General features: G+C 65.2%; 18 protein-coding genes, 1 tRNA gene and 1 pseudogene. 10 read left to right on the forward strand and 10 right to left on the reverse strand.

All coding sequences use genetic code 11. The features are described from left to right. Window positions 1-95: pseudogene (locus MU521_RS08820) on the forward strand (IS5/IS1182 family transposase); the annotation flags it as partial. Window positions 96-512: 417 nt separating this feature from the next. Here the strand turns inward: MU521_RS08820 and MU521_RS08825 are convergent. Together MU521_RS08825 and MU521_RS08830 are read right to left on the reverse strand one after the other, a co-directional pair. After that, window positions 513-587: transfer RNA gene (locus MU521_RS08825), tRNA-Thr, on the reverse strand. 120 nt (window positions 588-707) lie between these two features. After that, the gene (locus MU521_RS08830; RefSeq protein ID WP_092691430.1) at window positions 708-1,742 is read right to left on the reverse strand and encodes a class I SAM-dependent methyltransferase; all 1,035 of its coding nucleotides are present in this window, start codon (window positions 1,740-1,742) and stop codon (window positions 708-710) included. Window positions 1,743-1,823: 81 nt separating this feature from the next. Between MU521_RS08830 and dph5 the strand changes: the two genes are divergently transcribed. Continuing rightward, window positions 1,824-2,603 (forward strand): diphthine synthase, encoded by a 780-nt coding sequence (dph5, locus tag MU521_RS08835; protein ID WP_092691433.1) that lies wholly within the window; start codon window positions 1,824-1,826, stop codon window positions 2,601-2,603. Between the two features lies 1 nt (window position 2,604). On the opposite strand, the gene artA is transcribed toward dph5, so the two are convergent. After that, window positions 2,605-3,573: an archaeosortase A gene (artA, locus tag MU521_RS08840; protein WP_092691435.1), complete on the reverse strand. Its 969-nt coding sequence runs from the start codon at window positions 3,571-3,573 to the stop codon at window positions 2,605-2,607. Window positions 3,574-3,739: 166 nt separating this feature from the next. After that, window positions 3,740-7,009, reverse strand: a complete 3,270-nt coding sequence (locus MU521_RS08845; RefSeq protein WP_175452854.1) for a DUF7282 domain-containing protein — start codon at window positions 7,007-7,009, stop codon at window positions 3,740-3,742. 571 nt (window positions 7,010-7,580) lie between these two features. Here MU521_RS08845 and MU521_RS08850 point away from each other — a divergent pair. Together MU521_RS08850 and MU521_RS08855 are read left to right on the forward strand one after the other, a co-directional pair. Next, the gene (locus MU521_RS08850) at window positions 7,581-7,868 is read left to right on the forward strand and encodes a hypothetical protein (RefSeq protein ID WP_092691438.1); all 288 of its coding nucleotides are present in this window, start codon (window positions 7,581-7,583) and stop codon (window positions 7,866-7,868) included. After that, a complete protein-coding gene (locus MU521_RS08855; RefSeq protein ID WP_092691440.1) occupies window positions 7,865-8,302 on the forward strand; it encodes a type II toxin-antitoxin system VapC family toxin in 438 nt (145 codons plus the stop codon). The genes MU521_RS08850 and MU521_RS08855 overlap by 4 nt, the downstream gene beginning before the upstream one ends. On the opposite strand, the gene MU521_RS08860 is transcribed toward MU521_RS08855, so the two are convergent. From MU521_RS08860 to MU521_RS08870, 3 genes are read right to left on the reverse strand one after another with little or no spacing between them, the layout of a single operon-like run. After that, on the reverse strand, window positions 8,292-9,047 hold the full coding sequence (locus MU521_RS08860) for a VOC family protein (protein WP_092691443.1): 756 nt from the start codon (window positions 9,045-9,047) through the stop codon (window positions 8,292-8,294). The genes MU521_RS08855 and MU521_RS08860 overlap by 11 nt on opposite strands. A 46-nt stretch (window positions 9,048-9,093) precedes the next feature. Beyond that, a complete protein-coding gene (locus tag MU521_RS08865; RefSeq protein WP_092691446.1) occupies window positions 9,094-9,612 on the reverse strand; it encodes a TIGR04206 family protein in 519 nt (172 codons plus the stop codon). Further along, entirely contained in the window at window positions 9,612-10,724 is a 1,113-nt protein-coding gene (locus MU521_RS08870) for an OBG GTPase family GTP-binding protein (protein ID WP_092691448.1), read from the reverse strand. The genes MU521_RS08865 and MU521_RS08870 overlap by 1 nt, the downstream gene beginning before the upstream one ends. 189 nt (window positions 10,725-10,913) lie before the next feature. On the opposite strand from MU521_RS08870, the gene MU521_RS08875 reads away from it, so the two are divergent. Next, window positions 10,914-12,374, forward strand: a complete 1,461-nt coding sequence (locus MU521_RS08875; protein WP_092691451.1) for an APC family permease — start codon at window positions 10,914-10,916, stop codon at window positions 12,372-12,374. A gap of 1 nt (window position 12,375) precedes the next feature. Then, the gene (locus MU521_RS08880) at window positions 12,376-13,032 is read left to right on the forward strand and encodes a potassium channel family protein (protein WP_092691453.1); all 657 of its coding nucleotides are present in this window, start codon (window positions 12,376-12,378) and stop codon (window positions 13,030-13,032) included. Here MU521_RS08880 and MU521_RS08885 read toward each other — a convergent pair. Then, window positions 13,010-14,254, reverse strand: coding sequence for a cation:proton antiporter (locus tag MU521_RS08885; RefSeq protein WP_092691455.1), 1,245 nt, complete (start codon window positions 14,252-14,254; stop codon window positions 13,010-13,012). The genes MU521_RS08880 and MU521_RS08885 overlap by 23 nt on opposite strands. Further along, the gene (locus tag MU521_RS08890; protein ID WP_092691458.1) at window positions 14,255-14,779 is read right to left on the reverse strand and encodes a cation:proton antiporter regulatory subunit; all 525 of its coding nucleotides are present in this window, start codon (window positions 14,777-14,779) and stop codon (window positions 14,255-14,257) included. It lies immediately after the preceding gene. A gap of 114 nt (window positions 14,780-14,893) precedes the next feature. Here MU521_RS08890 and MU521_RS08895 point away from each other — a divergent pair, with 114 nt between their 5' ends. Both MU521_RS08895 and MU521_RS08900 read left to right on the forward strand, forming a co-directional pair. Then, window positions 14,894-15,094 (forward strand): VNG_1110C family protein, encoded by a 201-nt coding sequence (locus MU521_RS08895; RefSeq protein ID WP_092692014.1) that lies wholly within the window; start codon window positions 14,894-14,896, stop codon window positions 15,092-15,094. 124 nt (window positions 15,095-15,218) lie between these two features. Further along, window positions 15,219-15,701 (forward strand): 50S ribosomal protein L11, encoded by a 483-nt coding sequence (locus MU521_RS08900; protein ID WP_092691461.1) that lies wholly within the window; start codon window positions 15,219-15,221, stop codon window positions 15,699-15,701. Between the two features lie 17 nt (window positions 15,702-15,718). On the opposite strand, the gene MU521_RS08905 is transcribed toward MU521_RS08900, so the two are convergent. Continuing rightward, on the reverse strand, window positions 15,719-17,272 hold the full coding sequence (locus MU521_RS08905) for a phytoene desaturase family protein (RefSeq protein WP_092691464.1): 1,554 nt from the start codon (window positions 17,270-17,272) through the stop codon (window positions 15,719-15,721). Window positions 17,273-17,377: 105 nt separating this feature from the next. Between MU521_RS08905 and MU521_RS08910 the strand changes: the two genes are divergently transcribed. Together MU521_RS08910 and MU521_RS08915 are read left to right on the forward strand one after the other, a co-directional pair. After that, window positions 17,378-18,391, forward strand: a complete 1,014-nt coding sequence (locus tag MU521_RS08910; protein WP_092691467.1) for a Brp/Blh family beta-carotene 15,15'-dioxygenase — start codon at window positions 17,378-17,380, stop codon at window positions 18,389-18,391. A 110-nt stretch (window positions 18,392-18,501) separates the two neighbouring features. Next, window positions 18,502-19,140, forward strand: coding sequence for a 50S ribosomal protein L1 (locus tag MU521_RS08915; RefSeq protein ID WP_092691471.1), 639 nt, complete (start codon window positions 18,502-18,504; stop codon window positions 19,138-19,140). The last annotated feature ends 1 nt before the right edge of the window (window position 19,141 follow it).

A 19,141-nucleotide genomic window follows, 5' to 3' on the forward strand; every position in this document is an offset into this window, starting at 1 on the left:
GCTTCGCCGTGCGAGCGCGTTCGTGGTTCCGTGAGTTCCGAGAAATCGCTCTGATGTGTGTCGTCTATAACATCAAGCGGGCTGTGAAACAGTGAATTCCATCGCAGTATGGCGATTCAACACAGCCTATGAGAGTGTAAAACACCGAGATGACCCGATTGAGCGGTTAGAACTTTATCATGCCTGGAACACGAGTGCAGCCCTAAAAAGAGGAGCAGTCGCTATTGCTATCTTGACAGCATTCATCTCTCGTAGCAAGCAAGGATACAGACTGGGTATCTTCGTTCTGGATTTTGTCACTCATAAATTGTATTTTGATGACGATAAATGGCGAGTAGATTAATTCCTGTAAACATCAGGAACGCGAGGCACCAGTGCCCTCGGAGCAATCATTTGCATCGAAACAAACAGGCAATATTGTCTGTGTAGCATGGGCAAATTGCTTCCTTCGCCAGCAGAATAATTAAGTAAGCGGGCCGCTGTCTATCCATTTGCGCTGTTCCGAGAAGGTAAGCCGGTGGAGGGATTTGAACCCTCGGCCTATTCCTTACGAAGGAATCGCTCTAGCCAGTCTGAGCTACACCGGCAGACTCGTTTTGGTCGTCTGCCGAGTCCTACATCGCTCTGCTCTGCAGGACACCGGCACGTGTCTGCGTGTATCAGACTGTGGGTGCATAACCGCAATAAGGGTTGCGAATCGGAGCGGCTCACCGCGTCAATCGCACGTCCAGCACGACGTTGAGTTCGTGTGGGGCGTACGACCGCACCGTGTGACGCGTTTCGACCGTCACGTCGTACGCCGGTTCGGCCGCCGCCCTGATCGCCCGCTCGCCGGGGCCGTAGGGATCCTCCTCGTGCTGGATGTCGTAGTAGTGCAGGACTGCCTCGTCGCCCGCCAGCGCCACCGCCGTGTCGAGGAACTCGTCGGCGCTGTGAGGCAGGTTCATCACGATCCGGTCGGCCCACCCCTCGTACTCGCCGGCCACCTCGCGAACACCGTCACTTCGCTGCGCTCGTGACGAGCCCGAGACTACGTCTCGGACGTCCCCCTCGATGGCCGTCACCCGATCCGCGACGCCGTTACGACGGGCGTTCTCCCGGAGGTACTCGATGGCCGTCCCGTTGAGATCGACGCCGACGGTCTCGGCCCCACGTTCCGCAAACGGGATCACGAACGGGCCGACGCCCGCGAACATGTCGAACGCGCGCTCGCCCTCCTGGACCTGTCTGGCGACCCGGTGGCGTTCGGTCGCCAGCCGCGGCGAGAAGTACACCTCGGCGAGATCGACCGCGAACTCACAGCCGTACTCGCGGTGAACCGTCTCCGTGGCGTTCCCGTCACCGGCTAGCACCTCCCAGTCTCTGACCCGGAGGTCGCCCTTGACCTTCGAGGCGCGGTTCAACACGGTGTGGACCGGCAGTGCCGACTCGACGATGGCGTCGGCCAGCGCGCGTGCGCGCTCGTCGTCGTCCTCGTCGACGATCGCCGCGTCGCCGATCCGTTCGTAGGAGACGTCGAAGTCGACCAGCTCCGCGGGCATCGTCTGTGTCTCGCGGACGGGTGCATCGTGATCGACCACCTCGAACTCGTCGGGCACGGCGACCGGGTCGACGACGGGGATGTACAGCCACCCGTCGGCGTGTTCGATCCCGTGAGTGTCGTCGATCAACTCGGCGGCCGCGAGGTCCTGGCGGGCACGCTCGCCGTCCTCGCGGGCGACACGCACGCATGGCACCGACATGTCTGTCCGTGGGCCACCGCGGGCGGTAAGCCTTCGGTTCCATGCCGGGCCGTTTAACCGCGCCGCCCGCCCAGCAGTGGTATGCTCACGTTCGTCGGTCTCGGACTGTACGACGAGCGCTCGATCACCGTCGCGGGCCAGGAACGGCTCCGCGACGCCGACCGGGCGTTCGCCGAGTTCTACACCTCCAACCTCGTCGGCACCACCATCCCGGAGCTGGAGGCCCACCACGGCCTCGACATCGAGGTCCGCGACCGCGCCGGCGTCGAACAGGACCCCGACCCGATCCTCGACGCCGCGGCCGAGGGGGACGCCGTCTTTCTGACCGCCGGCGACCCGATGATCTCGACCACCCACGTCGACCTCCGACTGCGCGCCCACGACCGCGGCATCGAGACCGATGTCGTCCACGGCACGACCGCACAGACCGCCGCGAGTTCGCTCACCGGTCTCCAGAACTACCGCTTCGGGAAAGCGACGACGCTCCCCTTCGAGCGCGCACACGGCGGCGACGGGGTCCCCGACAGCCTCGTCGAAACCGTCGCCGACAACGCGGATCGGGGCCTCCACACACTCGTCTACCTCGACATCAAGGCCGCCGACGGTGACTACATGACCGCCGACACCGCCGCCGACCTGCTCGCGACCGAGTACGACGACCGCCTCGCCGTCGCCGTCTGCCAGGCCGGCAGTCCGGACCCCACCGTCGTCGCCGACGACCTCGCCGCGCTGGCCGACCGGGACTTCGGCCCCCCGTTGCACCTGCTCGTCCTCCCCGGGGACCTCCACCTGCTCGAACGGGACGCACTGGTCGAACTGGCCGGGGCCCCCGAGACACTCGTCGAAGCGCGGACGATCTAGCTCACTCGCCGTCGGCACGGACCGGGGCGGCACCGAGTGCCCCCCGCAGGTCGTACTCGCTTCCAGTGGCCATGTACAGCAGGTCCTCGATGACGATCAGCACCTCGGGGAGTTCCCGCACGACCAGCCACGTAATCGCGACCAGCGCGAGGACGGACCCGCTCTGGGCGAGGATCCGGTCGGCCCAGTAGTACGACACCAGTCCCGGGTCCGCCGCCAGGTCGAACGCGAACACGCTGGCGGTCAGTTCCGGGACCAACTGCATCTTCATGTTGCCGAAGGAGAGCCCGATGAACACGTTCCGGACCAGGTTGAGCGCGTAGATCACGGGGATCGAGATCGCCAGCGCGCGGAATTTCCGCCGGAGCGGTGCGCGTACGGCCGCGATCAACCCCACGAAGATGGCCATACTCCCGATGCCGGTGCACGCGATGATGATCGTGTACGTGATCCGGTAGCCCGGTTCGGGGTTGAAGACGAACGTGTTCCGGAACGGTTCGTGGCTCGAATCGATGGCGCTCCCGAGAACGACCCCGGGCTGATAGCCCAGCAGGCTCATCAGGAACTCCGTCTGCCGGGTGACCATCTCGATGAGAACTTCCTGCAGGACGAGAATCGCCTCGAAGGGCAGGAAGACCGCCCCCATCACCGCGATGGCTCGCGAGAGGACGAACAGCGAGTCACGACCCCGTCGGAGCAAGAGTGCGACGTACAGACAGCCCGGGACCGCGATCAGCGTCCCGATCCCCTCGACGATGCTCTTCTGCACGAACGCGAAGTGGTAGATCTGGGTGAACCAAAAAAAGGCAAAGAGCCCCCAGGCGGCGACGGTGACGGTCCGGGCAACGTCACGGTGCAGGTCGTACCAGTCGAGGACTGCGCCAGCAGCGAACGTCGCGACCACCAGCCACGCCAACGGGTCCGACCACTGCGTGAACCACTCCAGGACGCCCAGCACCGTCTCGATCATTCAGGCAATCGTACGGCCAAGTCGGTCATATGTCTTGTCGTTGCTGGAGCGGCCGGTACACGACTGCGGGCTGGTTCGGTACCGCCGCGGTCACGGAGCGGCGCTGTCGCTACCCGAGTAGCGTCGAAAGAAAAGCGTCAGTTAGGGCCGGAAGGAATTCCGGTAGTTAGTCGCGGCGACGGACTGCGAGCAGCGCAGCGGCGACCAGTGCGACCAGTGCGAGCACGGCGGTGAAGCCGGGCCCAGTCTGGGTGGTCGTCTCTGCGGGCTCTTCAGTGGCAGGTGCGTCGGTTTCCGGTTCCGGCGTGTCCGTGTCCATGTCCGGCGTGTCCGTGTCCGGCGTGTCCGTGGTCTCGGGCGAGATCGTCGCGGAGTCGATCACGGCCGAGCCGTTCAGGACGTACGGACCGTCCGCAGTGCCAGAGCCGGCGAAGTCGAAGGCCTCGTTACCGTTCGTGTCCAGGTGCGCCATGGCCACGAGCGTGGTGTTTCCGGAGAGCGGGCTGATCTCGACTTCCGTCGTGAATTCGCCCGGACTGAGGTACTCGGAGTTGCCGATGATTTCACCGCTGGCCGAGCCGGAGTGGATGGCGATGAAGCCACCTTCCGACATCGTGCCAGTCACTTCGACGGTACCGTCACTGACTTCCTGGTCGTCGAAGGTGACCTGTGCCGTCGGCGCGCTGCCGATGACACCGGGGGTGTCGTAGTCATCGTCGAAGCCCTGCGCGTTTGCGACGAACGACGCGTTCTGTGCGCGGTCGGAGAGATCGACCGTGGTGCTGAACGTGCCGTTCCCGGAGACGATCGCCGTCGGGTCCTCGAGGAACGGACTGTCGCCCGTGGAGCGGAGCCGGATGTTCAGCTCCGTCCCGGGTGCGACGCTCGTGGAGCCCGAGATGACCTGACCCTGTGCGGCGGCGACGCGGATGACGTCACCCTGGTCAGTGTCGAAGTCGATGGACTGCTCGACGATGGCCGCCTCGTCGGTGACGGTCTGCGTCTCGTCACCGATGTCGGAGTCCTCGAAGGTAGTCCAGTTGGCGACGTAGTCCTCACCGTCAACCATTCCGAGGCTGGCGGCGCTGGGACTCGGAACGCTGTCCGAGAGATCCTGACGGATCAGCTGCGCGTTGGCTTCGTCGACGACGACGAACACCGAGGAGTTGCGCTCGTCCGGAACGACCTTCATGCCGTTACCGGTGGTGGCGCCCAGGAGCAGCTCCTTCTCCTGCTGGTTCGCGGCCGTCGTGCCTTCGGTCTGCACGACGCTGAACTTGTAGTCGCCGCTCTCGTCGTAGTTCGTGATCGTGTTGAACGCCTCGGCGAAGTCGTCGGAGGTCTGATCCTCGACGATCTTCAGGGCGCCGAACATGCTGGTCGACTGAACCTGATAGACCAGGACGTCGTCCTCCGCGATGGAGTTGTCCGTGGTCAGTTCGCCAGCGTTGGCGAATTCGTAGATCTCCGCGGGTTCGTCTTCGTCCACGTCGGAGAAGGCGTCGCCGGGCATCGTCCAGCTGGTGATGCCGGAGACCTGCGGTTCGACGATTTGGACCGTACCGACGTCGAGTTCGCTACCGTCCTTGGTAACGTTGACATCGTACTGTGCAGGTTCCATCGGGCCGTCGATACCGGCATCGGGCAGGTTACCGTCCTGACCGAGCGGACGCATGCCCGTGACCGAGACTTCGTCCTCGTTGTCGTCGGCCGTGACGGCGTACGTGAGCGAGAGGTTCGCTCGTGTGTTCCGTTCGGCTTCGGTGCCGGACGCGAGGGTGTTGAAGTTCACGCCACCCGAGGTCTGGACGAAGCTATTGAGGTAACTCGGGAGGTCGTCGTTCCGACCCGCGAGGTAGGTGTTGACGTTGACCGTGACGATATTGTCGTCGTTACCGTCCTCGATGTCGAACGTGGCGTTGAAGTTGACGTCGTTGAAGCCGAGGTTGACCGTCGCGGTGTCGGTCTCCTCGAGCCGGATCGGGATGACAGCGTAGTCACCCTGTGCGGCCGTGGAGACGCCACCGCGGAGGATGGTCGCCTCAACGTCTTCTTCTTCTTCGACCGTGACGGTCGAGGCGTCCGTGACACCGGTGTCCGTGACCTCGAACTCGAACTCGTAGTCGCCAACGTCGATGTCCGAGAAGTTGGCCGTGATGTTGGAGTCACTGCTCGTACCGTTGAACAGGACACCGTCACCGCTGACACCGTTCAGATCGCTCGCGTCCTTGATGCCGGTGAGCGAGTTGTCGTCGTCACCGTCTTCGAACTCGTCGTCGAAGACCTGGGTGATTTCGCTGTCGTCGAGACCGTCAGCCGTAACCAGCAGCTGGTAGCCGGTCCGTGCGGAGTCGGCCTCGAGGTAGATCTCTTCCTGTGCCGAGGAGTCGGACTGGAAGCCGACGTTCACGTTCTGGGACGTGACGGAGAAGGAAGCAGCCTGGACGACAGTGTTGATTTCGCCACCACTAGCGACTTGGCTGGTATCGACCGTACCGTCACTATCGAATTCGTCGCCGCCTGCTGCACTGTAGTCGCTGTTGCCTGCAATACCGTCGTTGTCGAAGTGGATGACGTTATTGTTACCTTGTCCGTCGGTGATCGCGTACGTCCCTTCGAGGTTTTCGGTGCTGATTATGGCTTCACCGTTGCTGTCGAGGGATACCTCTTGGACAAGAGAGCCGGACGGGATGCGTTCGCCACCGCCGTCGGCGGACTCGGTCTCGCGAATGTCGACCTGCTGGTTGGCCAGGTCGGTCTTTTTGATGACGAGGCGCTGGCCCTGCCAGTAGGTGTCACCGGAGGTGAGCGTCTCGTCGTACTGGTCGTTCTGTCGCTCGGTCGGGTTGGTGTCTTCCTGGGCTGCGATGCCACCGGAACCAACCGTCAGAAGACCGGACGCGGTCCGACCGGAGCTCTGCGGATTGATGTCGACGGTACCACCGTAGTCACCGTCGCTCGGGAACTGGACATTGGTGGCCAGCTGAACGGTGACCTGGTCACCGACGTCTAGGTCGCTTGAGCTGAAGGAGCTGGCGGCCTGGACGGTGATGGTCGAACCACCGTTGCTGACCTGTTCGACGGTCACGTCGTTGTTGTTGTTGAACGTCCCCGAACCGTCCTCAACGTTGTCAAGCCCATCGATGAAGATGGTGACGTCGCTGTCGTCGAGGTTACTGAACGCGTCCCCGAAGCTCGGGAACGAAATCTGTACTTGCTGGAAACTGTCGTCACTCTCGAGGTCAACCTCCGCGTGGAGGGTATCCGTTGAGCCTGCAGCCGGAGTACCACTTGGGTCGTCGACCCCGGAGGTACCGAACTGCGCGTTTGTAGCCGCTGCAGCCGTTCCCGAGAACGCGATGAAGCCGGCGAATACCGACGTGACCATCAGCGTCGCGAGGAACAGACTGCGAATCTTGTCGCGTGTTCCTGTCATAGTTTGTGTTTGTGCTTTTCGGGCGGTGCCAGCATCTTTCCCGAGTGACAGCCGCGGCCCGCACGACCGCCGCGGGGAGACTGCCAAACCGTACTCGATACTGTCACCATAGTTAGGGGTACGGACGGAGCAACTGGCGCTCATTATAAATGCTTTGTGGTCAAATACGCGGCTTGACACCGCCCCACATACCCAGATATCGCCGTTTCGAGCGCCTATTTCGGCGATTTGGCCTCAGATGTGAGGGTGTCAGTCGTTCGTGTCACAGGCGTCTGACACGAGCGGTCGGCTCACAGTCGTCCGCGCCTGGCGCGCAGTCGGGACAGTAGCTGGTGACTTCCGGACCGAACCCAGTATCCAACCGATAGATCGGACGGACGTTCGAGTGGGCCACCAAAGAGTACGGTGCCGAGCCTGTCGTGTAGCCGGTTCGTTCTCAGTTCGTGACGACCTCGACTTCGTGGCCGTCGAGAGCCACAATGAGCACCGGCTGGTGGTCCTACTGTTATCGGTGTCTGTTACAGCAGCAGGTGGAGAAACATTTACCCAGTAGAAGATACTACGGTTTCTCATGGCTACGTCCGTCAAGATGGACGAGGAAACCAAGTCCCGACTGGAAGAACTGCAAGCCGAGATCAAACTCGAAACGGGACGGAAGGTGACACAGCAGGAGCTCCTCGACAGGATCGTCACGCACGCGCTGGCGACCAGGTCTGAGGTCGTCGATTCCTTCAGAGAACGGACGGTCCCGCTGAGCGACGAGGAGATCGAGACGTTCAATCAAGGCACCTTCGACTCCGGGACCGAGACCGACGAGGATGACATCGACCAGCTCGTCTACGAGGAGGATCACCTGTGAGCGTCCTCGTCGATACCGGCGTGCTGTACGCCCACCACGACGAGGGCTCGTCCAGACACGACTCGGCGGTCGCGGCGGTGAACGCGATCAACCGAAGAGAGTACGGCCAACCCTACGTGAGCGACTACATCTACGACGAAACAGTCACGCTCACACGTGCCCGCGCGGACGACTTCGAACCTGCAAAGCGCGTCGGGCGACGAATCCGCGGCGCTGGCGAGTTCCCGTCTCCGTTTCGGATGCTCCACGTCACGACGGACCGCTTCGACGCCGCGGTCGAGGCCTTCGAGCGGTACGACGATCAGCCGCTCAGTTTCACCGACGCAGCCAGCGTCGCGCTCTGTGAAGAGGAGGGAATCGACCGGATCTGCAGTTACGACGACGATTTCGACGGAATCGTGGACCGATTCGACCCTTCGCGGATCAGTTCGTGACGACCTCGACTTCGTGGCCGTCCATGGTCTTCGTGAACGCGTAGCGGTTGCCACAGCTCTCGGGATCGCGGTAGTCTTCGGCGTGGCGAGTCAGCAGTGTGCCCCAGAACTCGTGGAGGTCGTCGGCCTGGACCGCGACGTGGCCCCAGGCGTCGCCGATGTCGTACGTGCGCCCGTCGTAGTTGTAGGTGAGTTCGACGGACATCTCCTCGGGGGCGGCGTCCTCGGGCTTGAGGAAATACAGCGCGAAGTCGTCGAACTCCTCCCGTCGAAAGAGCTGGTACTCCAGTTTCCGGGTGAACCAGCCGATAGCTTCGTCGGCGTCCGCCACCCGCAGCATGGTGTGATCGAGACTCCACTTCGCGCCGTGGTCGCGCTCGACGATCTCGATCTCGTGGCCGTCCGGATCGGTCACGAACGCGTACTGCCCGCCACAGGAGTCGGGGTCGCGGTAGTCCTCGACGCCGCTGTCCATCAGTTCGTCGTAGGCCTCGTACACGTCGTCACACCGGACGGCGACGTGCCCCCACGCGTCGCCGAAGTCGTAGGTCCGGTCGTCGTGGTTGTAGGTGAGTTCGAGCAGGGCCCCGTCCTCGTGTTTGTCCGCCGGGCCGAGGAAGACGTTGGTGAAGGTGTCGGCCTCCCAGCGGCCGTACTCCTCGTAGTCGAAGTGGGACTGGTACCAGTCCAGGGACTCCTCCAAGTCCTCGACGCGCATCATCGTGTGGTCGAGCGTCGCGTGCATATCCGTTGGCTGGGGTGGCGCGCCGAAAAGGATATCGACGCCGGGTTCAGTAGCGGAAGATCGACAGGAGATCCGTCCGGTAGTACCGCCAGACGAGCCCCCACAACAGGACCGTCCCGAACGGGAGGGCGAGGTACGGCCCCGGACGGCCGAAAAAGCCGAGCGCGAACAGCAACTGCCCGAACCCGGCGAAGACGAACATCGCCGCCGTGACCCGCGAGTCCTCCCGCCAGACCAGTCCGGCGAGCGCACTCGCCAGGCCCACCGCAAAGAGCAGGACGCCCAGTCCCCACGCGTTCATGTACTCCGGCCGGGCGGCCGAGAACCGAAAGTAGTAGTCGGTGATCAGCGCGACGCCCGCGGGATCGAAGTTGACGATGCCGAACGTGAAAAACAGCGAGAGGTATCCGTCGGTGAGAACGGCGTTCCAGGGCGCGAGGGCGACGGCGATCAGCACGGGAAGGCGGCGATACTGGCGGACAGCATCGGGAACAGTCCCGGACGACTCCCGTGCCTCGTCCCGAGTTTCGTCGGGTTGCCGTTCTCCGCCGTCGGTCCCGGCCATCACTTGCGGGTCACGAGTCGGAGCACGTCCTCGTCGGCGAGTTCGTGGTCCTGACCCACCTGTTGCTCGTCGTGTTTGGCGCTGGGCCCGGAGACGCGGGCGAAGCGGAACCGCTCCTCGAACTCGCCGCCGAGTTTCTCACAGGCGTCCTCGACGGTGTCGCCCGAGCGCAGGATGAGCGGCTCGTCGTAGTCGACGCCCCGACCCGGTTTGTCCATGTAGATCCGGATCAGCCCGAGCGCGTCCCAGATCCGCTCTTTCAGCGCGTCCAGCCCCTTCCCCTCCGTGGCGCTGATGAACACCGCCTCGTCGGGGTCGATGTCGTGGTCCCGGAGGTTCGCCTCGACGGTGGGCAGGTAGTCGGGTTCGATCAGGTCAGCCTTGTTGACGACCTCGATGGAGGGGAGGTAGACCCGGTTGTCCATCACGCCGTCGATGAGGCGGTCGATGTCGACCTGTTCGCCGACGGTCACGTTGGCGTTGACGAACCCCTGGTCGCGGAGGACCTGCTTGATCGTCTCCTCGTCCAGATCGAGGTCGGCGCTGGCGTTCACGTCGATGCCGCCTTTCCCCTTCCGGCGGATGGTCACCCGCGGCGGTTCCGTGTCGACCCGGACGTCGTTCTTGTATAGTTCTTCGCGCAGGCGCGCGTACTGGTCGATCTCGAACACGTCCATGACGAAGATCACGAGATCGGCCGTCCTGACGACCGAGAGGACCGCTTGCCCGTCACCGCGGCCCTCGGCGGCACCCTCGATGAGCCCGGGCACGTCCAGCATCTGGATGTTCGCGCCGTTGTACTGGAGCATGCCGGGGTTCACGTCGAGGGTCGTAAACTCGTACTCGCCGACCTCGCTGTCGGCGTTGGTCAGGGCGTTCAACAGCGTCGATTTGCCGACGCTGGGAAAGCCCACGAGGGCGACGGTGGCGTCGCCGTGTTTCTCGACGGCGTACCCGCCACCACCGCCCGAGCCGGACTGTTTTTTCTCGAGTTCCTCTTTTTTCTGTGCGAGTTTGGACTTCAGCCGGCCGATGTGGGCCTCCGTCGACTTGTTGTACGGAGTCTCGGCTATCTCCTCCTCGATCTCCTCGATCTCCTCCTCCAGGCCCATTAGGGGACAGTCGGCAACCGCGACTCAAAAGCGCTTTCGTTGGGCCCCGTCGTTGGGCCGTCGACCCCACTGACTGGGAATGACGCCGGGGAATTATGCGACACGGGTGAGCAAGCTACGGAGGGATGCACACCGGAACCGGCCGGCCTGTCGCTCCGATCCGGACTCACTGGTACCGGGAGGGTATCGATGAGTAGCGACAGTCACGGCGAACGCAAACCAGAGGCGGAACTCGGCCTGCTCGACGCGACCATGATCGGCATGGGCGCGATGATCGGCGCGGGCATCTTCGTGTTGACCGGCCTGGCCGCGGAGATCGCCGGCCCGGCCGCGATCGCCGTGTTCGCGTTGAACGGCGTCGTCACGGCCTTCACCGGCCTCTCCTACGCCGAACTCGCCTCCGCGATCCCGAAGAGCGGCGGGGGCTACGCCTTCGTCCGCGAGGTGTTCGACGACCTGAGTTCGTTCCTGATGGGCTGGATGCTCTGGTTCGCGTACATGATCGCCGGCGCGCTGTACGCGCTGGGTTTCGCCCCCAACTTCCTCGAACTGCTCCACGTCTACGGGTTCGCGCCGGCCCCCGATCAGGTGGGCGCGGTCGCGCTCCCGCTGCTCGACGCCGCCGTCCCGATCAGCGTTGGCCTGGCGTTCACCGCGGTCCTGTCGCTGGTCGCGCTGAACGCCGCCTCGGCTGCGGCCAGCGGGAGCGTCGAGACCATCTTCACCCTCGTGAAGGTCGGCATCCTCGTCGTCTTCGTCGCCTTCGGCGCGCTGTCGCCGATGTTCTCGACCGCCGAGTTTCAGCCACTTTTCCCCGCGGACGGCGGTGCCTTCGCCATCCTCCCCGCCATGGGTCTGACCTTCATCGCCTTCGAGGGGTACGATCTCATCACGACGGTGACGGAGGAGGTCGAGAACCCGCGCGAGAACATCCCCAAGGCGATCTTCCTGAGCCTCGCCGTGACCGTCGTGGTCTACCTGGCGGTGGTCACGGTCGCCGTCGGGACGCTCGGAGCGCAGGGCCTGGCCGAGGCCGGGGAGGCCGGCATCGCACAGGCGGCCACGGCATTCATGCCGACGGGGCTCCCGGTGATCCAGAACGGCGGGGCGATCATCGTCTTCGGCGCGGTGTTCTCGACGCTGACCGCACTGAACGCCGTCGTCATCGCGTCCTCGCGGGTCGCGTTTTCGATGGGACGTGAGGGACAGTTGCTCCCCTCCATCGGGCAGTTACACCATCGCTTCGGGACGCCCTTCGTCGCGATTCTCGCGAGCGCGGTCGTCATGCTGGGGTCCGTGGCCCTGCCGACCGAGAGCGCGGGCAACATGTCCAGCCTGTTTTTCCTGCTCTCGTTCATCGTCGTCAACGGCGCGGTCATCCGGTTGCGCCGGGAGCGACCCGACATGAGACGACCGTACGAGATGCCCTACTACCCGGTGCCGCCGATACTCGGAATCGTGCTGAACCTCGTGCTGACTGGTGTGCTCGTCTGGTATCTGGTGCGAACGGACCCGCTGGCGCTGGTCCTCAGCGTCGGCTGGATACTGCTCGGCGGGCTGGCCTATCTCGGCCTGAACCGGTGGCGGTCTGCCGGCGAGACCGGTGGGACCGGGACGCCTGCGGACGCGGTTCCACAGGAGGACGACTGACATGACTCAGGACCTGAACGTCATCATCGTTGGCGGTGGACGCGTCGGTTTCCAGACAACGGCCATCCTCGCGGACAGAGGCCACGACATCACCGTCGTCGAGCGTGACCCGGACGTCTGTGACGCGATGGCCGACGAGTACGTCGCGACGATCATCCAGGGTGACGCGACCGACCCGGCGATCCTCGAACAGGCCGACGTGGAACGCGCCGACGCGATCGCAGGCCTGACTCAAAACACCGGCGTGAACCTCGCCGTCTGTCTCGAAGCCACGGAGATGAACGGCGACGACCTCCGGACCATCGCTCGGGTCGACCGCCTGGGCGGCGAGGAGTACACCCGGTTCGTCGACGCCGTCGTGTTCCCCGAGCGCGCAGGCGCGCGCATGGCCGCGAACGAGATAATCGGTGGCGACGTGGAGAGCATCAGCGACGTGACCGAGACCCTCGACATCGTGCAGGTTCGGGTGGCCGAGGGTGCGCCGGCCGCGGGCAAACGGCTGGCGAACGTCAACTTCCCGACGGGGACGCTCGTCGTCTCCGACGACGACGGCGAGCGCATCGCCGGCCCGGACACCACCCTCGACCCCGGGAAACGCTACGTCGTCGCCGTCGAACCCGACGTGGCCGACGAGGTCATGAACCTGCTTCGGGGCTGACGGCGAGCTTTCGGACTCGCTCGATCGCGCTCGCGTTCTGGATCAACAGCGTTCCGACGATACTCATCACCAGCACGTAGCCCACGGCGAAGGCCGGCACGACCTCGCCGAGCGTTCCGGCGTTGCCCCCGGCAGTCGCCGCCAGCGTCGCGAGGATCAGGGAGAACTCGCCCCGGGGAACCATCCCGAGACCGACACGAAGCGACCGTCGGGGGTCGAGGTCGTACACTCGGCCCGAGGCGGTCCCACTCAGGAGTTTGCTCGCGGTCGTTACGACCACCGCGACCACCAGCAGGAGCGCCACGTCGGCCAGCAGAGTCACGTCGGTCGTCAGCCCGATAGCGAAAAAGAAGACGGCCGCGAAGAAGTCGCGGGAGGGGGCGATGACGTGTTCGATGCGTTCGGTGTGGTCGGTCCCGCTGAACGCGGTGCCGACGAAGAAGGCCGCGACGGCCTCGCTGACACCCATCACGAGCGCGACGCCCGCGACCAGCGTCGTCACACCGAGTACGCGCAACAGGAACAGTTCGTCCGAGCCAGTACTGAACAGCCGTTCGACGACGCCGGTCCCGTACCAGGCGGCGGCGAGCAACACGCCAAGGAAGGCGAAGGCGGTTCCGACCGAGACGGCGGCATCCGCCAGCGAGCCGCCGCCGAGCGCCACCGCCGAGAGGACGGCCAGATAGATCGCGATGAAGATGTCCTCGAACACCAGCGTGCCGAGGATCGGCCCGCTCTCGGGGTTTGCCACCCACCCCTCGTCGATGATCGACTTGGTGATCACGGCCGACGAGGAGATGTAGACGATCCCCGCGAGAAACAGCGTCTCGACGGGCCCGAAGCCGAAGGCCAACCCGAGTGCGAGGCCGATGCCGAAGTTGAGTGCCAGGTCGATCACGCCGATGGTCGCGATGCGACGGCCGTCCCCGAGCAACTGGGAGACGCTGAACTCCAGTCCCAAAAAAAAGAGGAGGAGGACGATCCCGAGTTCGGCCAGGCCAGCGACGAGGTCGCTGTTCGAGACCAGTTGCAGGGACACGTCGCCGACTGCGCCGAGCGCGACCGGGGAGAGGTCACCCAGCGTGGTCGGATAGTTCGGGCCCACGAGGACGCCGATCACGATGTAGGCGGGGATGACCGACAGGCCGAACCGGTGGACGAGGGAACCAGCGACCGCGAGCGCGGTGATCGCGATACCGATCTCGTAGAGCGCGACGGCCATCTATTCGTCCTGACCCTCGTCGCTGTCGGTCGCGTCGCCGGTGTCGCTCCCGCCGAGCATCGCCTCCAGGCTGTTCTGTTCCTCGCGGGTGCCCAGCGTGACCAGCACGTCGCCGCCGGCGAGTTCGAACGCCGAATCGGGGTTCGGGTGAGTGTGATCGCCGCGCTGGACGGCCAGCACGGAGATGCCCGTCTCCTGCCGGAGGTCGGTCTCGCCCAGCGTCTTGCCGGCCAGTTCCGAGTCGGCGTGCAGGTCGAGCCACTCGATGAAGGCGTCGCCGAGGGGGACCTGAACCTCGTCGGTCTCGACGGGCTGGAAGAACGCGCCCTCGATGATCGAGCCGAGCTGGCGGGCCTGCTTGCCGGCGACGGAGAACAGTTTCTCGCTGTCGGCGTCGGGGTCGGACCGGCGGTAGACCTCGCGTTTGCCGTCGTGGTGGATGAGGACGACCAGCCGCTCCCCGCCGCCGACCTCGAGCTCGAACTTCTTGCCCACGCCGGGCACCTCGGTCTCGTAGACGGTCATACCCTGAGAACGGAGTGGCTCGGGAATAAACCCAGTGTCACCAGCGACGATCGAACCCGAGTGTCGGCGACTGTTTCGATACACATATACGGCGAGATGGCGTTTTTCCCGATGATGCCCGACGCGGCTCTGCTGCGCGACAGTACGCAGATCCTGCTCCCGGAGGAAGCACTCGACGGCCTCCGGGAGGATCTGGAGCACCGGTTTACGCTAACGATTCGCTCTGAGGAGCAGGGGGTACGCATCCTCGGCAGTCCCGTCGAGATCAAGGAAGCGAGCGCGTACCTCTCTCGGAACGGTATTTCGGTCCAGTAGTCGGGCGACGCCGCCCACTGCCCCCGCTCTGTCCTCGCCGACCACGTCCGACCGCCGTGTGCCCGGTCGACACGCCGGCCGCGGAAAGCAACCGTTAAAAGCGCGCCTCCACGATAGGTTCGATATGGCTGGAACCATCGAAGTACTCGTCCCTGGCGGGCAGGCCAACCCCGGACCGCCGCTCGGCCCGGAACTCGGCCCGACGCCCGTCGACGTGCAGGCAGTCGTCCAGGAGATCAACGACCAGACCGAAGCCTTCGACGGCACCGAAGTCCCCGTCACCGTCGAGTACGACGACGAGGGTGACTTCGAGATCGAGGTCGGCGTCCCGCCGACGGCCGAACTCGTCAAAGACGAGGCCGGCTTCGAGACGGGCAGCGGCGAACCCCAGGAGAACTTCGTCGCCGACCTGTCGGTCGATCAGGTCAAGCAGATCGCCGAGCAGAAACACCCGGACCTGCTGTCCTACGACCTGAAAAACGCCGCCAAGGAAGTCGTCGGCACCTGCACCTCGCTGGGCGTCACCATCGAAGGAAACGACCCCCGCAAATTCAAGGAGCGCATCGACGAGGGCGAGTACGACGAGCAGTTCGCGGCCGAAGCCTGACCCGAACGGCCCACTTCTCATTCGCTCGTCAACCTACCCAGTAGCGACTGCGCCGTGGCGTCCTCCCGGACCGCCGTCGCCGTGTGTTCGGCACTGATCAGACACATCGGGAGTCCGATGCCCGGCGTGGTGTACCCGCCGACGTAGTAGAGGCCGTCGGCACCACCCCGGTGGCCCGGGCGGAGCGGCCCGGTCTGGCGGAGCGTGTGGGCCAGCCCCAGCGCGGTCCCGCGTGGCGCGTTGACCCACTCGGCGAACTCCGAGACGCAGGCTGTCTCCTCGAATTCGATCCGGTCGCGCAGGTCGACGCCGGTATGTGTCGCCAGATCAGCCAGCACCTGCTCGCGGAACCGGTCTCTGACTTCGGGACCGTCGTCCAGCCCCGGCGCGATGGGGACGAGGACGACGACGGTGTGGTGTCCCTCGGGGGCCGCGTCGTCGTCGGTCAGCGACGGAACGTTCACGTAGTAGGCCGGGTCCTCGGGCCAGGCCGGCTCGTCGAAAATCGTCTCGAAGTGTGGCTCCCAGTCCTCGGGGAGGATCAGCGTGTGGTGTTCGAGCGGAGCCACGTCGCCTTCGACGCCCAGGTACAGCATGTACGCCGAGGGGGCGTAGGTCCGGTCGATCCAGTAGTCGTCGTCGTGCCGACGCGCCCGTGTGGGCAAGAGGTCGCGCTCGACGTGGGCTGGGTTGGCGTTACAGACCACGCGATCCGCGCGCAGACGGTCACGCTCGGTCGTGACCGTCGCGGGCGGTCCGGGGTCGATGGCAGTGACGGTCTCGTCGGTCCGGAACGTGACCCCGTGTTCGCGCCCGAGGTCACGGAGGGCCTCGACGAGGCTGTAGATGCCGTTCTCGGGGTAGAACACGCCCAGTTCGAAGTCGACGTGGGCCATGAGGTTGTAGAGTGCGGGGGTGTTGTGGGGCGCGCCACCGAGGAACACGAGCGTGTACTGGACGAGTTGCCTGAGTTTCGGGTGGTCGAAGTAGTCGGCGGCGTGGTCCTGCATCGAGCCCAGGAAGGTCAGCCCGCGGGCGGAACGGGCCACGTCGAGGTCCACCCAGTCCCGGAGCCGGGGCCGGTCCTCGTAGACGAACCGCTCCATCCCGATCCGGTAGGTCTCGGCCGCCTCGTCGAGGTACTCGCGGAACGCCGCACCCGCGCCCGGCTCGTAGGACTCGAAGAGCTCCGCGACCGCCTCGGGGTCGTCCGGGACCGCAACCTCGTCACCGTCCTTCCAGTGGATCCGGTAGTGGGGATCGAGCCGTTCGAGCGCGTAGAAATCGTCCGGTTCGTGGCCGAACTGGGCGAAGTACCGCTCGAACACGTCGGGCATGAGGTACCAGGAGGGGCCGGCGTCGAACCGGAACCCCTCGCCCTCGATACGGGCCGCGACGCCGCCGAGGTCGTCGTTGCGCTCGATCAGGGTCACGTCGGCACCCATCGCCGCGAGGTACGGGGCCGTCGCCAGCCCGCCGACGCCGCCGCCGACGACGACGGTTCGCTCGCCGGCCAACGGGTCACCGACGAGGTCGGGACCGTCCGGTCCGCGGAAGTCCTCACCGTGCATAGTCATCCCGACTAGGGAGTGTCCCCATTTCGAGCCTGTGCCGAATTCCTGCGGGTCGGGAACGGCCACCCACCCTTTTTCCGACCGACTCCCTAGTTCGGGTCGATGTTCGGCGTCGTCGAGCGACGGCTTCCGACCGAGGACGACGGGGCGGCCGGTCGCCTGCTGGTGGCGTCGTGGGCGCTGTTCGCCGGCCTGACCGTCCTGTTCGGGGCCGCCACCGTCTCCGGGAGGACCGTACCGATACGCCTTCAGGCCATCGCGTATCTGGCGCTGATGCTCGGGGTCAGCCTCCCCCACGGCGGGTTCGAGCACGTCGCCAACCTCCGCGGGCGCGGAGAGTCGGTCCGAGCCCGCTATCTGCTGGCGTACCTGCTGTTGATCGGCGCGTCGCTGGCCGTGTTCGTCCTCGCACCGGTCGCGGGCCTGGCACTGGCGGTCGCCATCACCTGCCTGAAAGGCGGGTTCGGCGGGCTGCACGTTCTCGAATCGACGACCGGCGGCGATCACCTGCGGAGTCGGCCACAGCGGGTCCTCGGGGCGCTCGTCCGCGGGGGCGCGGTGATGGTGGTCCCGATGGTCTCGCACCCGGGCGTGTTCTACATGGTCAGCGACTACATGGTGTCGCTGTTCGAACCGGGCGCGATGGCCGGTGCCATCTGGGTGTTCGAGTCGCCCGCCCGCGACGTGCTCTGGGGCGTGTACCTGCTGGCTCTCCTGGCACATCTGGGGTGGGGGTACCTGCGGGCCGACGGCCCCGGTTCGTGGCTCCCGGAGGCCGGCGAGACGCTGTTGCTGGTAGCCTTCTTCGCGGTGGTCCCGCCGATCCTGGCCGTCGGCGTCTACTTCCCGTGCTGGTACGCGACCCGCCAGACTGCTCGGTTGAGCGCGGACGGCCGGTCGCTCCGGGCAGTCCTCGCCCGTGTCGCTCGCGGTGCCGTCGCGCCGTGGCTCGGCGCGCTGGTGCTACTGGCCGGGCTGGCGGTCGCGCTCCCGAGCGCACCGACGACCCCGACCGGGTGGGTCGCGCTGTACAGCGTGTTCGTCGCCGTGATCGCGGTGCCACACGTCCTCGTCGGGTCGTGGCTCGACCGCCAGCGAGGGATCTGGACGACGTGATCGGTCTGGTTCGACGGGTTTAAGTTTCACATTGGCGTCGTTCCGGGTGAGACAGGCTTCGCCTGTTTCACTGACCCGTAGGAGCGTTACGCGTACTACGGAGGTGAACGATGGCAGATCAGGACATAGAGCAAGCAGTATCTAGCGCAATTGAGGAGGCACCGCCGCGGAACTTCCGTGAGACGGTCGACCTCGCGATCAACCTGCGCGACCTAGACCTCGACGACCCGTCGAACCGCGTCGACACTGGCGTCGTCCTCCCCGAGGGGACGGGCCAGGAGACGAGTATCGTCGTCTTCGCGGAGGGCGAGACCGCCCTGCGTGCAGAGGACGCCGCCGACGACGTGCTGGACGGCGACGACCTCGAAGAACTGGGCGACGACGACGACGAGGCCAAGGACCTCGCCGACGAGACCGACTTCTTCATCGCGGAGCAGAACATGATGCAGGACATCGGTCGCTACCTCGGTACCGTCCTCGGCCCGCGCGGGAAGATGCCGGAACCGCTCGACCCCGACGACGACGTCGTCGAGGTCGTCAATCGAATGAAAAACACGGTGCAGCTCCGGAGCCGCGACCGGCGGACCTTCCACACGCGCGTCGGCGCGGAGGACATGGCCGCCGAGTCGATTGCGGACAACATCGACGTCATCCTCCGGCGCCTGCACGCCGAGCTCGAGAAGGGCCCGCTGAACATCGACTCGGTGTTCGTCAAGACGACGATGGGCCCGGCCGTCGAGGTGGCCTAAC

The organism is Halorientalis regularis, from assembly GCF_023698535.1.
GTDB classification, from domain to species: domain Archaea; phylum Halobacteriota; class Halobacteria; order Halobacteriales; family Haloarculaceae; genus Halorientalis; species Halorientalis regularis.

Excerpts from the sequence above, each read along its gene's own strand:
- MU521_RS08830 (WP_092691430.1), bottom strand. The coding sequence starts at position 1,742 with ATGTCGGTGCCATGCGTGCGTGTCGCCCGCGAGGACGGCGAGCGTGCC.
- dph5 (WP_092691433.1), top strand. The coding sequence starts at position 1,824 with ATGCTCACGTTCGTCGGTCTCGGACTGTACGACGAGCGCTCGATCACC.
- artA (WP_092691435.1), bottom strand. The coding sequence starts at position 3,573 with ATGATCGAGACGGTGCTGGGCGTCCTGGAGTGGTTCACGCAGTGGTCG.
- MU521_RS08845 (WP_175452854.1), bottom strand. The coding sequence starts at position 7,009 with ATGACAGGAACACGCGACAAGATTCGCAGTCTGTTCCTCGCGACGCTG.
- MU521_RS08850 (WP_092691438.1), top strand. The coding sequence starts at position 7,581 with ATGGCTACGTCCGTCAAGATGGACGAGGAAACCAAGTCCCGACTGGAA.
- MU521_RS08860 (WP_092691443.1), bottom strand. The coding sequence starts at position 9,047 with ATGCACGCGACGCTCGACCACACGATGATGCGCGTCGAGGACTTGGAG.
- MU521_RS08865 (WP_092691446.1), bottom strand. The coding sequence starts at position 9,612 with ATGGCCGGGACCGACGGCGGAGAACGGCAACCCGACGAAACTCGGGAC.
- MU521_RS08870 (WP_092691448.1), bottom strand. The coding sequence starts at position 10,724 with ATGGGCCTGGAGGAGGAGATCGAGGAGATCGAGGAGGAGATAGCCGAG.
- MU521_RS08875 (WP_092691451.1), top strand. The coding sequence starts at position 10,914 with ATGAGTAGCGACAGTCACGGCGAACGCAAACCAGAGGCGGAACTCGGC.
- MU521_RS08880 (WP_092691453.1), top strand. The coding sequence starts at position 12,376 with ATGACTCAGGACCTGAACGTCATCATCGTTGGCGGTGGACGCGTCGGT.
- MU521_RS08885 (WP_092691455.1), bottom strand. The coding sequence starts at position 14,254 with ATGGCCGTCGCGCTCTACGAGATCGGTATCGCGATCACCGCGCTCGCG.
- MU521_RS08890 (WP_092691458.1), bottom strand. The coding sequence starts at position 14,779 with ATGACCGTCTACGAGACCGAGGTGCCCGGCGTGGGCAAGAAGTTCGAG.
- MU521_RS08895 (WP_092692014.1), top strand. The coding sequence starts at position 14,894 with ATGCCCGACGCGGCTCTGCTGCGCGACAGTACGCAGATCCTGCTCCCG.
- MU521_RS08900 (WP_092691461.1), top strand. The coding sequence starts at position 15,219 with ATGGCTGGAACCATCGAAGTACTCGTCCCTGGCGGGCAGGCCAACCCC.
- MU521_RS08905 (WP_092691464.1), bottom strand. The coding sequence starts at position 17,272 with ATGCACGGTGAGGACTTCCGCGGACCGGACGGTCCCGACCTCGTCGGT.
- MU521_RS08910 (WP_092691467.1), top strand. The coding sequence starts at position 17,378 with ATGTTCGGCGTCGTCGAGCGACGGCTTCCGACCGAGGACGACGGGGCG.
- MU521_RS08915 (WP_092691471.1), top strand. The coding sequence starts at position 18,502 with ATGGCAGATCAGGACATAGAGCAAGCAGTATCTAGCGCAATTGAGGAG.